The 12,782-nt window shown below is 70.3% G+C and carries 12 protein-coding genes; all 12 read left to right on the top strand.

Annotated features, from left to right (window positions below; genetic code table 11):
* On the top strand, nucleotides 1–1,372 hold a 1,372-nt coding region (murF, locus tag ACFXB5_RS46030), incomplete at its 5' end, for a UDP-N-acetylmuramoyl-tripeptide--D-alanyl-D-alanine ligase (RefSeq protein ID WP_385219982.1).
* A complete protein-coding gene (gene mraY, locus ACFXB5_RS46025) occupies nucleotides 1,369–2,436 on the top strand; it encodes a phospho-N-acetylmuramoyl-pentapeptide-transferase (protein WP_385219980.1) in 1,068 nt (355 codons plus the stop codon). The genes murF and mraY, both read left to right, overlap by 4 nt.
* Nucleotides 2,433–3,884 carry a UDP-N-acetylmuramoyl-L-alanine--D-glutamate ligase gene (murD, locus tag ACFXB5_RS46020; RefSeq protein ID WP_385219979.1) on the top strand — a complete coding sequence of 484 codons (1,452 nt, stop codon included), beginning with the start codon at nucleotides 2,433–2,435 and terminating at the stop codon, nucleotides 3,882–3,884. Before mraY ends, murD begins: the two co-directional genes overlap by 4 nt.
* Nucleotides 3,885–3,938: 54 nt before the next feature.
* Entirely contained in the window at nucleotides 3,939–5,390 is a 1,452-nt protein-coding gene (ftsW, locus tag ACFXB5_RS46015; RefSeq protein WP_385219977.1) for a putative lipid II flippase FtsW, read from the top strand.
* A 6-nt stretch (nucleotides 5,391–5,396) separates the two neighbouring features.
* Nucleotides 5,397–6,491 (top strand): undecaprenyldiphospho-muramoylpentapeptide beta-N-acetylglucosaminyltransferase, encoded by a 1,095-nt coding sequence (murG, locus tag ACFXB5_RS46010; RefSeq protein ID WP_385219975.1) that lies wholly within the window; start codon nucleotides 5,397–5,399, stop codon nucleotides 6,489–6,491.
* Nucleotides 6,492–6,504: 13 nt separating this feature from the next.
* Nucleotides 6,505–7,302 (top strand): cell division protein FtsQ/DivIB, encoded by a 798-nt coding sequence (locus tag ACFXB5_RS46005; protein ID WP_385219973.1) that lies wholly within the window; start codon nucleotides 6,505–6,507, stop codon nucleotides 7,300–7,302.
* A gap of 277 nt (nucleotides 7,303–7,579) precedes the next feature.
* Nucleotides 7,580–8,821: a cell division protein FtsZ gene (gene ftsZ / locus ACFXB5_RS46000; RefSeq protein ID WP_385219971.1), complete on the top strand. Its 1,242-nt coding sequence runs from the start codon at nucleotides 7,580–7,582 to the stop codon at nucleotides 8,819–8,821.
* Nucleotides 8,822–8,864: 43 nt separating this feature from the next.
* A complete protein-coding gene (pgeF, locus tag ACFXB5_RS45995) occupies nucleotides 8,865–9,605 on the top strand; it encodes a peptidoglycan editing factor PgeF (RefSeq protein WP_385219969.1) in 741 nt (246 codons plus the stop codon).
* A gap of 5 nt (nucleotides 9,606–9,610) precedes the next feature.
* Nucleotides 9,611–10,330, top strand: a complete 720-nt coding sequence (locus ACFXB5_RS45990) for a YggS family pyridoxal phosphate-dependent enzyme (RefSeq protein ID WP_385219967.1) — start codon at nucleotides 9,611–9,613, stop codon at nucleotides 10,328–10,330.
* Nucleotides 10,331–10,453: 123 nt separating this feature from the next.
* Entirely contained in the window at nucleotides 10,454–11,068 is a 615-nt protein-coding gene (locus tag ACFXB5_RS45985; protein ID WP_385219965.1) for a cell division protein SepF, read from the top strand.
* Nucleotides 11,069–11,150: 82 nt separating this feature from the next.
* A complete protein-coding gene (locus tag ACFXB5_RS45980; RefSeq protein ID WP_014060001.1) occupies nucleotides 11,151–11,447 on the top strand; it encodes a YggT family protein in 297 nt (98 codons plus the stop codon).
* A gap of 49 nt (nucleotides 11,448–11,496) precedes the next feature.
* Nucleotides 11,497–12,690 (top strand): DivIVA domain-containing protein, encoded by a 1,194-nt coding sequence (locus tag ACFXB5_RS45975; RefSeq protein ID WP_201853349.1) that lies wholly within the window; start codon nucleotides 11,497–11,499, stop codon nucleotides 12,688–12,690.
* Nucleotides 12,691–12,782: the final 92 nt, after the last annotated feature.

The following is a 12,782-nucleotide window of genomic DNA, read 5'->3' as shown; positions in this document are numbered from 1 at the left end:
GCCGAGATGGGCCCGGCCCCCGGGCGTCCCCGCCGCGCGTGTGGCGGCGCCCGCCAGCCTCTCCCCCGCGCCCCCGGGGGCGCCCGTGGACGGCCACGACTTCGCCAGGGGCGCGGTCGAGGCGGGCGCCGCGGCGGTCCTGGCCGCCCGTCCCGTCGGCACCCCGGACGCCCCCGTACCGGCGATCGTCGTCCCCGACGTCATCGCCGCCATGGGAGCGCTCGCGCGCGCCGTCGTGGAGCGCCTGGGCACCACGGTGGTCGCCCTCACCGGCTCCGCCGGCAAGACGAGCACCAAGGACCTCATCGCCCAACTGCTCCAGCGCCGGGGCCCGACCGTATGGACGCCGGGCTCGCTCAACAACGAGATCGGCCTGCCGCTCACCGCGATGAGCGCCGACGAGGCCACCCAGCACCTGGTGCTGGAGATGGGCGCCCGCGGTAAGGGCCACATCCGGTATCTGACGGAACTCACCCCGCCCCGTATCGGACTCGTGCTCAACGTCGGCACCGCCCATATCGGGGAGTTCGGCGGCCGGGAGCAGATCGCCGAGGCCAAGGGCGAGCTCGTGGAGTCCCTGCCGTCCGCCGCGGAGGGCGGGGTGGCGGTGCTCAACGCCGACGACCCCTTGGTGCGCGCCATGGCGTCGCGCACCAAGGCCCGTACCGTCCTGTTCGGCGAGGCCGAGGACGCCGATGTGCGCGCCGGGAATGTCCGGCTCGCCGACGGCGGGCGTCCCGCCTTCACGCTTCACACCCCTACCGGGTGCAGCGAAGTGACCATGCGCCTGTACGGTGAGCACCACGTGTCGAACGCGCTCGCCGCGGCCGCCGTCGCCCACGAGTTGGGCATGTCCGTCGACGAGATCGCCGTGGCGCTCTCCGAGGCGGGGCAGCTCTCCCGCTGGCGGATGGAGGTCACCGAGCGCTCGGACGGCGTGACGGTCGTCAACGACGCCTACAACGCGAACCCCGAGTCCATGCGAGCAGCGCTGCGCGCGCTGGTCGCCATGGGCGCTGCCACACCGGGGCGTCGCACGTGGGCGGTGCTCGGCCCGATGGCCGAGCTGGGCGAGGATTCACTGGCCGAGCACGACGCGGTCGGGCGGCTGGCCGTCCGGCTCAACGTCAGCAAGCTCGTGGCGGTCGGCGGCCAGGAGGCCGCCTGGCTGGACATGGGCGCCAAGAACGAGGGTTCGTGGGGTGAGGAGTCGGTGCACGTGTCCGACGTGCGGGCAGCGGTCGATCTGCTGCGCAGCGAGCTGCGACCGGGGGACGTCGTGTTGGTGAAGGCATCCAGGTCGGTCGGCCTGGAGCGGCTTGCGCAGGGATTGCTCGACGGTGAGGGTGAGGTCTCCGGCCGATGGGCATGAGGCAGGTTCTCTTCTCGGGAGCCATCGGGCTCTTTCTGACCCTGATCGGCACACCGCTGCTGATCAAGCTGCTGGCCCGCAAGGGCTATGGCCAGTTCATCCGGGACGACGGTCCCCGGACGCACGGCAGCAAGAAGGGCACGCCCACGATGGGCGGTATCTCCTTCATCCTGGCCACGCTGATCGCTTACGCCCTGACGAAGGTGATCACGGGCAGCCAGCCGACCTTCTCGGGCGTGCTGGTGCTCTTCCTGTTCGCGGGCATGGGCCTGGTCGGTTTCCTCGACGACTACATCAAGATCGTCAAGCAGCGCAGCCTGGGTCTGCGGGCCAAGGCCAAGATGGCCGGTCAGCTGATCGTCGGTATCGCCTTCGCGATCCTCGCACTGAACTTCGCCGACGCGCGCCAGCAGACCCCCGCCTCCGACCGGCTCTCCTTCGTCCAGGACTTCGGCTGGTCCTTCGGCCCGGTGATCTTCGCGATCTGGGCGCTGTTCATGATCCTGGCGATGTCGAACGGCGTGAACCTCACCGACGGTCTCGACGGTCTGGCCACCGGCGCCTCCGTGATGGTCTTCGGCGCCTACACCTTCATCGGCGTCTGGCAGTACCAGGAGTCCTGCGCCAACGCGCAGACCCTCACCAACCCGGCGTCCTGTTTCGAGGTCCGCGACCCGCTCGATCTGGCCGTCGTCGCCTCCGCCCTGATGGGCGCCTGCTTCGGCTTCCTGTGGTGGAACACCTCACCCGCCAAGATCTTCATGGGGGACACCGGTTCGCTAGCGCTCGGCGGCGCGCTCGCCGGCCTCGCCATCTGCTCCCGTACGGAGCTGCTGCTGGCCCTCCTCGGCGGTCTGTTCGTCCTGATCACCATGTCCGTGGTCATCCAGGTCGGCTCCTTCCGGACGACCGGGCGACGGGTCTTCCGGATGGCACCGCTCCAGCACCACTTCGAACTCAAGGGGTGGAGCGAAGTCCTTGTGGTGGTCCGGTTCTGGATCATCCAGGGCATGTGCGTGATCGTCGGCCTCGGCCTCTTCTACGCGGGGTGGCGGGCCTCGTGACGTCCGGCGCCGCTTCCCCCGACGTGTCCGACCTCGCCGGACGGCAGGTCACCGTCGCCGGACTCGGCGTCTCCGGGGTCCCCGCAGCGCGTGCGCTGCGGGGCCTCGGGGCCTCGGTGACCGTGGTCAACGGCAGCGACGGCGAAGCGCAGCGCGCCCAGGCGGCCGAGCTGGAGCCGCTGGGCATCACGGTCCGCCTCGGGGACGGCGAGACGCTTCCCGACGGCACCGAGCTGATCGTGACCACCCCCGGCTGGAAGCCCACCAGCCCGCTCTTCCTGGCCGCCGCCGAGGCGGGCGTGCCCATCTGGGGCGATGTCGAGCTGGCATGGCGGCTGCGCGGGAAGGGCGCCCCGCCCTGGCTCGCGGTCACCGGCACCAACGGCAAGACGACCACCGTAAGGATGCTGGCGGCCATCCTGGAGGCGGCCGGGCTGCGCACCGCGGCCGTCGGCAACATCGGCGTCTCGCTCCTGGACATCGTGCTGGGCGACGAGCCGTACGACGTGCTGGCCGTCGAGCTCTCCAGCTACCAGCTGCACTGGGCGCCCTCGCTGCGCGCCCACTCCGGGGCGGTGCTCAACCTCGCCCCCGACCACCTCGACTGGCACGGCTCCATGGCGGCCTACGCGGCCGACAAGGGCCGGATCTACGAGGGCAACCAGGTGGCCTGCGTCTACAACGTGGCCGACCCCGCCACCGAGGACCTGGTGCGCGCGGCCGACGTCGAGGAGGGCTGCCGGGCGATCGGCTTCACCCTCGGCACCCCCGGTCCCTCCCAGTTCGGCGTCGTGGAGGACATCCTCGTCGACCGGGCCTTCGTGGCGGACCGGCAGAAGCAGGCGCAGGAGCTCGCCGAGGTCTCCGACGTGAACCCGCCGGCCCCGCACAACATCGCCAACGCCCTGGCGGCGGCCGCCCTGGCCCGCGCCTACGGCGTCCCGCCGACGGCCGTACGGGACGGCCTGCGCGCCTTCCGGCCCGACCCGCACCGGGTGGAGCACGTGGCGGACGTCGACGGCGTGGCCTACGTCGACGACTCCAAGGCGACCAACACCCATGCCGCGGAGGCGTCGTTGGGCGCCTATGAGCACATCGTGTGGATCGCGGGCGGCCTCGCCAAGGGGGCCACCTTCGACGAGCTCGTCCTTACGGCGGCCAAGCGGCTGCGCGGCGTGGTGCTCATCGGCGCCGACCGCGCCCTGATCCGGGAAGCGCTCACGCGACACGCAGCAGATGTCCCGGTCGTGGACCTCGACCGGACCGACACTGGGGCGATGGCTGCGGCTGTGCGCGAAGCGGCGCGGCTCGCCCGGCCGGGCGATACCGTCCTGATGGCCCCGGCCTGTGCCTCGATGGACATGTTCACCAACTACAACGAGCGGGGCGACGCCTTCGCCGCGGCGGTTCATGACCTGGCCTCCGGCCGGGTCCCGGACGATCAGTAGCCCGCCGGTCCCCCGCGAGGACCGCCCGCGCGGGGAAACCGGAGGGGATACGACATGACGCCTGACCAGCCCGCCGCCCCGCGCTCCCGGACGGCCCGCCCCGGCACCGGCCGCCAGGTGCCGCGCTCGGGCGGCGCCCCGCGGCTGCGGGAGGCCGTACGGGGCAAGGGCCGAGCGGCGTCACCGGCCCGCCCGCGGGGCACGGCGGGCGCCTCCCGGCCTCCGCGCCGCCCCTCGAGGGTCAACGTCCCTGAAGCCCTGCGCGGGCTTCAGCAGCGTGTCAGGCGGGCCTGGGACCGGCCGCTGACCGCGTACTACCTGCTGCTCGGCGGCTCGCTGCTGATCCTGGTGCTCGGGCTGGTCATGGTCTACTCCGCATCCCAGATCAAGGCGCTGCAGTCCGGGCTCTCACCGTCGTACTTCTTCCGCAAACAGCTCTTCGCCGCCGCGCTCGGCGGCGCGCTGATGCTGCTCGCCGTGCGGATGCCCATCAAACTGCACCGCGCCTTCGCCTATCCGCTGCTCGCGGTCTCGGTCTTCCTGATGTGTCTGGTGCAGGTCCCGGGCATGGGAATCGCGGTCAACGGCAACCAGAACTGGATCTCCTTCGGCGGTCCCTTCCTGCTCCAGCCCAGTGAGTTCGGCAAGCTCGCGCTGGTCCTGTGGGGCGCCGATCTTCTCGCCCGCAAACAGGACAAGCGACTGCTGGCCCAGTGGAAGCATCTGCTGGTCCCGCTGGTGCCCGCGACCGGCATGCTGCTCGGCCTGATCATGCTGGGCGGGGACATGGGCACCGCGATCATTCTCACGGCGATCCTTTTCGGCCTGCTGTGGCTGGCCGGCGCCCCCACCCGGCTCTTCGCGGGCGTCCTCGCCTTCGCCGGGGTCATCGGTCTGCTGCTCATCAAGACCAGCGCCAACCGGATGTCCCGGCTCGCCTGCATCGGCGCCACCGAGCCCGGTGCCAACGATCAGTGCTGGCAGGCGGTGCACGGGATCTACGCGCTCGCCAACGGCGGATGGTTCGGCTCAGGACTCGGGGCAAGTATGGAGAAATGGGGCGAACTACCCGAACCGCATACTGACTTCATCTTCGCGATTACCGGGGAGGAACTCGGTCTGGCGGGGACGCTGTCGGTTCTCGTTCTCTTCGCGGCTCTAGGCTATGCGGGTATCCGCGTGGCCGGACGCACGGAGGACCCCTTCGTGAGGTACGCCGCGGGAGGTGTGACCACCTGGATCACGGCCCAGGCCGTGGTCAACATCGGCGCAGTGCTGGGTCTGCTGCCGATCGCTGGTGTTCCGCTCCCGCTGTTCTCCTACGGAGGGTCCGCCCTGCTGCCGACCATGTTCGCCGTCGGCCTGCTGATCGCCTTCGCACGGGCAGAGCCCGGTGCGCGGGCGGCGCTGGCCATGCGGCAGCCTGCTTTGCGGAAGAAGCTGGCTCGGGTGAGACGGAAGACGATGAGACGGCCCGTCAAGAGGCGGCCGTCCGGAGAGCGGTGAATTTCGGTGCATGTCGTACTCGCCGGTGGGGGGACCGCCGGCCACATCGAGCCCGCGCTCGCCCTCGCGGACGCCCTGCGCAGGCAGGACCCGACCGTGGGGATCACGGCACTCGGCACGGAGCGTGGGCTCGAGACCCGGCTCGTACCGGAGCGCGGCTATGAGCTCGGGCTCATCCCGGCCGTACCGCTGCCGCGCAAGCCCACCCCTGAACTGATCACCGTCCCCGGGCGGCTGCGGGGCACCATCAAGGCCGCCGAGCAGATCCTGGAGCGCACCAAGGCCGACTGCGTCGTCGGCTTCGGCGGCTATGTGGCCCTGCCCGGCTACCTGGCGGCCAAGCGGCGCGGTGTGCCGATCGTCGTCCACGAGGCCAACGCCCGCCCCGGCCTCGCCAACAAGATCGGCTCCCGCTACGCCCACTTCGTGGCGGTCTCCACCCCGGACAGCAAGCTCCGCAACTCCCGCTATGTGGGCATCCCGCTGCGCCGCTCCATCGCCACCCTCGACCGGGCCGCGGTCCGCCCCGAGGCCCGCGCGGCCTTCGGGCTCGACCAGAACCTGCCGACGCTGCTGGTCTCCGGCGGCTCGCAGGGCGCGCGGCGGCTGAACGAGGTGGTCCAGACGGTGGCGCCGTTCCTCCAGCGCGCCGGGATCCAGGTGCTCCACGCGGTCGGGCCGAAAAACGAAATGCCGCATGTGGACAACATGCCGGGAATGCCGCCCTATATCCCGGTACCGTATGTGGACCGGATGGACCTCGCGTACGCCGCGGCTGACATGATGCTCTGCCGGGCGGGCGCGATGACCGTCGCCGAACTGTCCGCCGTCGGGCTCCCCGCCGCCTACGTCCCGCTGCCGATCGGCAACGGCGAGCAGCGGCTCAACGCCCAGCCGCTGGTCAAGGCGGGCGGCGGGCTGCTGGTCGACGACGCCGAGCTGAGCCCCGAGTGGGTGCAGAGCAATGTGCTGCCGGTGCTCGGCGACCCGCACCGGCTGTACGAGATGTCCCGGCGCGCCGCCGAATTCGGCCGCAGGGACGCCGACGAGCTGCTGGTCGGCATGGTGTACGAGGCGATCAGCGCACGCCGCCAGGCGTGAGGAGGCAGGGAGCGTGGCCGGACCGTCGACCGCCGAGCGCGGCGCACGAGGGACGGCTCGGTCCGGCCCGCCCCCACGCCTCCTCCGGGTCCGTCGCGGGCTCCGGCCGCCCGGCCGCCGCACCCTGCTGGTGACGGTGGTGGCGGTGACCCTGCTCGGTGCCGGGTCCGTCTGGCTGCTCTACGGTTCGAGCTGGCTGCGGGCCGAGCGGGTGCGGGTCGCCGGCACCACCGTCCTCACCGCCGACGAGGTGCGCGACGCCGCCGATGTATCCCTGAACACCCCTCTGGTGGCGGTGGACACCGGAGCGATCGAACATCGTGTACGCGAGCGGCTGAAGCGGATTGCGAAAGTGGACGTATCCCGGTCATGGCCGCACACCATCAGTCTGGTGGTGACGGAACGCAGGCCCGAAGCCATTGTCGAAGAGGACGGGAAGTTCCACGAAGTGGACGCCACAGGAGTCCGGTTCTCCACGCTGAGCGAGCGTCCGAAGGGGGTTCCGCTGCTGGAAATGGAGCCGGATCGGTCGCCGAGTTCGCGCCATTTCGGCCCCACCGGACTGCGCCGCGAGGCGGTCCGGGTGGTCACCCAACTCCCCGAGAAGGTCCGCCAGGACACCCGTTCCCTCCGGGTCCGCTCGTACGATTCGATCACCCTGGAGCTGACCGGGGGCCGTACCATCGCCTGGGGGAGCGGAGAGCGTGGCGAGGCGAAGGGGAAGGCGCTCACCGCCCTGATGAAAGCGCGGCCGGACGCCGACCACTTCGATGTCCAAGCGCCGAGTGCCCCCGCGGTGTCTCGCAGTTGACGTCGATAGCGGCAGGCCAGCACCCTGGTTGGCTAGCCCGCTGGGTGATCACATAGGGTGAAAAGAAAAGCGGGAGGTCCGGCGTGTTCATTGAACGCGCGACACTTGTCGACTTAGTGTCCTGTTCCGAAGAGTCCGGGAAACAGAGGCACTGGTAACCCTAAACTTCAGCGTTAGGGTTGGGGTCGGCAATCGGAACCGTCCCATTCGGCATCAGTCGGCGCACCGCGGCAACAGCGGGGTGGCGACACGTAACTCGAGGCGAGAGGCCTTCGACGTGGCAGCACCGCAGAACTACCTCGCAGTCATCAAGGTCGTCGGCATCGGCGGCGGTGGCGTGAATGCCATCAACCGGATGATCGAGGTCGGGCTCAAGGGCGTCGAGTTCATCGCGATCAACACCGATGCGCAGGCCCTGCTGATGAGTGACGCGGACGTCAAGCTGGACGTCGGTCGCGAGCTCACCCGGGGCCTGGGAGCCGGCGCCAACCCCGACGTCGGCCGTAAGGCCGCCGAGGACCACCGCGAGGAGATCGAGGAGGTCCTCAAGGGGGCCGACATGGTCTTCGTGACGGCGGGTGAGGGCGGCGGCACGGGCACCGGCGGTGCCCCGGTGGTCGCGAACATCGCCCGCTCGCTGGGCGCACTGACGATCGGTGTGGTCACCCGTCCGTTCACCTTCGAGGGCCGCCGCCGCGCCAATCAGGCGGAGGACGGCATCGCGGGTCTCCGGGACGAGGTCGACACCCTCATCGTGATCCCGAATGACCGGCTGCTGTCCATTTCGGACCGTCAGGTGAGCGTGCTCGACGCGTTCAAGTCGGCCGACCAGGTCCTGCTGTCGGGTGTTCAGGGCATCACCGACCTGATCACCACCCCGGGTCTGATCAACCTCGACTTCGCGGACGTCAAGTCCGTGATGTCGGAGGCCGGATCGGCGCTCATGGGCATCGGCTCGGCCCGCGGTGACGACCGCGCGGTGGCCGCGGCCGAGATGGCGATCTCCTCGCCGCTGCTGGAGGCGTCCATCGACGGCGCCCGGGGCGTGCTGCTCTCCATCTCCGGCGGCTCGGACCTCGGTCTGTTCGAGATCAACGAGGCCGCCCAGCTGGTGAGCGAGGCCGCCCACCCCGAGGCCAACATCATCTTCGGCGCGGTGATCGACGACGCGCTCGGCGACGAGGTCCGGGTCACCGTGATCGCGGCGGGCTTCGACGGCGGTCAGCCGCCCGCGAAGAACCGCGACAAGGTGCTCGGCTCCTACAGCGGCGGCAATCGCGAAGAGGGATCCGGCAGCTCCTCGAACCGCCCGGCCGGCCAGGACAGCGGCAGCCGCCCGTCCTTCGGCGGGCTGGGCAGCGTCACCCCGCGCGAGGACGAGCCCGCCCCGGCGGACCCCGCCCCGGTCGCCGAGGTGCCGCCGCCCCCGGTGCCCACCCCGCACCCCCAGGTCCCCCCGGCTCGCCCCTACCCGGACAGCCAGGCCGAGGAGCTGGACGTCCCGGACTTCCTGAAGTGAGCCGTCCGGTATGGCTCGACGGCGACTTTGAAGTGAACCAGACGTGATAGCGCAACAGCACGACGCGAGCGGCGCGCACTTCGCCTTCACCGACCGGTGGGGCGGGGTGAGCGCCGCTCCGTATGAGGAGCTCAACCTCGGCGGGGCGGTCGGCGACGACCCCCAGGCCGTACGGACCAACCGCGAGCTGGCCGCCAAGGCGATGGGCCTGGACCCGGCGGCGGTCGTCTGGATGAACCAGGTGCACGGCCGGGACGTCGCGGTGGTGGACGGACCGTGGTCGGACGACGAGATCCCGGCGGTGGACGCGGTGGTGACGCGGCGTCGGGGCCTCGCCCTGGCCGTCCTCACCGCCGACTGCACCCCGGTGCTGCTGGCCGATCCGGTGGCCGGGGTCGTCGGCGCCGCCCACGCCGGGCGGCCGGGACTGGTCGCCGGAGTGGTCCCGGCGGTGGTGGAGGCGATGACCGAACAGGGCGCCGAGCCCGCCCGGATCGTCGCCCGCACCGGTCCGGCGGTCTGCGGCCGCTGCTACGAGGTCCCCGCGGACATGCGCGCCGATGTCGCCGAGACGGTGCCGGAGGCGTGGGCCGAGACCAGCTGGGGCACCCCCGCCGTGGATGTGGCGGCCGGTGTGCGGGCCCAACTGGCACGCGCGGGTGTGCGGATGGACGAGATGGATGGAAAATCTCACATCTGCACCCTGGAGTCTGCGGACCACTTCTCGTACCGGCGCGAGCGCACCACCGGGCGGCTCGCGAGCTATGTCTGGTTGGGCGGCTGAGAGCTGTGACGGATCGCAAGGCGGAACTGGCCGCGAATCTGGCCCGGGTGGAGGAACGTATCTCTGCCGCCTGCGCCGAGGCCGGTCGCAAGCGCGAAGAGGTGACCCTGATCGTGGTCACCAAGACCTATCCGGCGAGCGATGTCCGTTTGCTCGCGGAACTCGGCGTACGGCATGTCGCCGAGAACCGCGACCAGGAGGCCGCCCCCAAAGCCGCGGAATGCGCGGATCTGCCATTCATCTGGCACTTTGTCGGGCAATTGCAGACCAATAAGGTGCGTTCCGTATCGAGTTATGCCGATGTGGTGCAATCTGTCGATCGCAAGCGATTGGTCGACGCGCTCTCCCGTGCGGCTGTGGGGGCCGCGCGGGAGCTGGGCGTCCTGATTCAGGTCGCGCTCGACGTGGACTCCAGTGACCGGGGAGAGCGCGGAGGGGTGGGACCGGACGGAGTGGAACGGCTCGCCGAGTCCGTGGCCGAGGCCGAAGGGCTCCGGCTCGACGGTCTGATGACCGTCGCCCCGCTGACGGGTCCCTATGAGGGGCGGCCGCGGGCGGCGTTCGACCGGCTGGCGGAAATCTCATCCCGCCTGCGCGTGGCCCATCCGGCTGCGAACATGGTCTCGGCGGGGATGAGCTCGGACCTGGAGGAAGCGGTGGCGGCGGGGGCGACACATGTGCGCGTCGGCACTGCGGTACTCGGAGTCCGACCCAGGCTCCGGTAACGTCGCGAAGAAGTCGGACCACAGCAGAAAATATGGTCATTCCCGTCAAAAGGCGGGCGGGCCACGTGGATCCATGGCATCCGGTGGCGGAGCCGATCCACCACAGAGCGGAGGACGCAGAAAATGGCCGGCGCGATGCGCAAGATGGCGGTCTACCTCGGCCTCGTGGAGGACGATGGGTACGACGGCCGGGGATTCGACCCCGACGACGAGTTCGAGCCCGAGCCGGAGCCCGAGCGGGACCGTCGGCGGCATCAGGTGGTGGAGCCCGAACCGCGGCCGGAAAGGGGCGAATCTGTGCGAGTCGTCCACCCTCCCGCACAACGCGAACCGGCTCCACTTGCGGTGGAAACCGGGCGACCCGCGCGAATTGCCCCCGTGGCGTCCATCACACCTGAACGTCAGAACTTGGAGAAGAACGCCCCAGTGATCATGCCCAAGGTCGTGTCCGAGCGGGAGCCGTACCGCATCACCACACTGCACCCCCGGACCTACAACGAGGCCCGTACTATCGGGGAACACTTCCGTGAGGGCACTCCCGTGATCATGAATCTGACGGAGATGGACGACACGGATGCGAAGCGACTTGTCGACTTTGCGGCCGGTCTGGTGTTCGGTCTCCATGGGAGCATTGAGCGGGTGACGCAGAAGGTGTTCCTGTTGTCTCCTGCTAACGTCGATGTCACGGCGGAGGACAAGGCCCGTATCGCAGAGGGCGGGTTCTTCAACCAGAGCTGAGACGCAAAAACGGCAAACCGGCAACACCGAGTCATCCGAGGCCGAAAGGCCGAGTACGAACCAGGGGAGAGGGACGCGCGGGATGGGCATCGCACTACAGGTGATCTACATCGCGCTCTACTGCTACCTGATCGTGCTGATCTTCAGGCTCGTGATGGACTACGTCTTCCAGTTCGCGCGCTCGTGGCAACCCGGTAGGGCGATGGTGGTCATCCTCGAGGCCACCTACACTGTGACCGATCCGCCACTCAAGCTGCTCCGGCGGTTCATTCCGCCGTTGCGTCTCGGGGGTGTGGCGCTCGACCTGTCCTTCTTCGTGCTGATGATCATCGTCTGGATCCTGATCACCGTCGTGAGCAATTTTGCGAGCAGGGTGTGAACGATACGGTCTTGCCGATTGCCGACGACTACGTTGAGGTGAAGTAGAGATGCCGTTGACCCCCGAGGACGTGCGGAACAAGCAGTTCACGACCGTCCGCCTCCGAGAAGGCTATGACGAGGACGAGGTCGATGCCTTCCTCGACGAGGTCGAAGCCGAACTGACCCGGCTGTTGCGGGAGAACGAGGACCTGCGCGCCAAGCTGGCAGCCGCGACGCGTGCCGCCGCCCAGAGCCAGCAACAAGGCATGCGCAAGCCTCCCGAACAGCAGGAGCGGCCAGGGGCACCTGTGCCCGCCGCCATATCTGGACCGCCGCAGCCGGTGCCCCCCGGCCAGCAGCAGATGGGTGGCCCGCCCCAACTCCCGGGCGGAGCTCCGCAGCTGCCGGCCGGCCCGATGGGCCAGAACGGCCCCGGCCCGATGCAGCAGGGTGGCCCCGGTCCCATGCAGCAGGGCGGTCCCGGCCCGATGCAGCAAGGTGGCCCCGGTCCGATGCAGCAGGGTGGACCCATGGGTCCCGGCGGCCCCATGGGTGGCCCGATGGGCGGTCCCGGTGGCCCGGGTGGCCCCGGCGGTCCTGGTGGCCCCGGTGGCCCGCAGCTGCCGCAGCCGGGGCAGGGCCCGGGCGGCGACAGCGCCGCGCGCGTGCTCTCGCTCGCGCAGCAGACCGCCGACCAGGCGATCGCGGAGGCCCGTTCCGAGGCCAACAAGATCGTCGGCGAGGCCCGTAGCCGCGCCGAGGGCCTGGAGCGGGACGCCCGCGCCAAGGCCGACGCGCTGGAGCGGGACGCGCAGGAGAAGCACCGTGTCGCGATGGGCTCCCTGGAGTCCGCTCGTGCCACGCTCGAGCGCAAGGTCGAGGACCTGCGCGGCTTCGAGCGCGAGTACCGCACGCGGCTGAAGTCGTACCTGGAGAGCCAGCTGCGCCAGCTGGAGAACCAGGCCGACGACTCGCTCGCTCCGCCGCGCACCCCGGCCGCCGCCTCGCTGCCGCCGTCCCCCTCGATGAGCGGCTCCATGGCCTCGGCCGGCGCCGGCACGATGGGTGGCCACACGATGGGCGGCAACCAGTCCATGGGCGGCCACAACCAGAACGGCGGAGCGCCGTCCTACGGTGGCCAGCAGCAGATGTCTCCCGCGATGACCCAGCCGATGGCACCGGTGCGGCCGCAGAGTCCGCAGCCGATGCAGCAGGCGCCGAGCCCGATGCGGGGCTTCCTCATCGACGAGGACGACAACTGACGCGGGGCGCGTAAGCGCGGAGCGTTTCGGCAATCACAAGGGCCGGGGGCGACGATGCAGGACCAGGGGCGCCCGGCGGTTGGTCGGCCCCC

This window comes from Streptomyces sp. NPDC059455, assembly GCF_042750115.1.
Classification (GTDB): Bacteria; Actinomycetota; Actinomycetes; order Streptomycetales; family Streptomycetaceae; genus Streptomyces; species Streptomyces endocoffeicus.
Note: the sequence above shows the minus strand (reverse complement) of the source record. Positions and strands in the feature narration are given on the sequence as shown.

What these genes read in the sequence shown, in the direction of transcription:
- ACFXB5_RS45980 (WP_014060001.1), top strand. Translation starts at nt 11,151, where the DNA reads ATGGGCATCGCACTACAGGTGATCTACATCGCGCTCTACTGCTACCTG.
- mraY (WP_385219980.1), top strand. Translation starts at nt 1,369, where the DNA reads ATGAGGCAGGTTCTCTTCTCGGGAGCCATCGGGCTCTTTCTGACCCTG.
- ACFXB5_RS45985 (WP_385219965.1), top strand. Translation starts at nt 10,454, where the DNA reads ATGGCCGGCGCGATGCGCAAGATGGCGGTCTACCTCGGCCTCGTGGAG.
- ACFXB5_RS45975 (WP_201853349.1), top strand. Translation starts at nt 11,497, where the DNA reads ATGCCGTTGACCCCCGAGGACGTGCGGAACAAGCAGTTCACGACCGTC.
- ftsW (WP_385219977.1), top strand. Translation starts at nt 3,939, where the DNA reads ATGACGCCTGACCAGCCCGCCGCCCCGCGCTCCCGGACGGCCCGCCCC.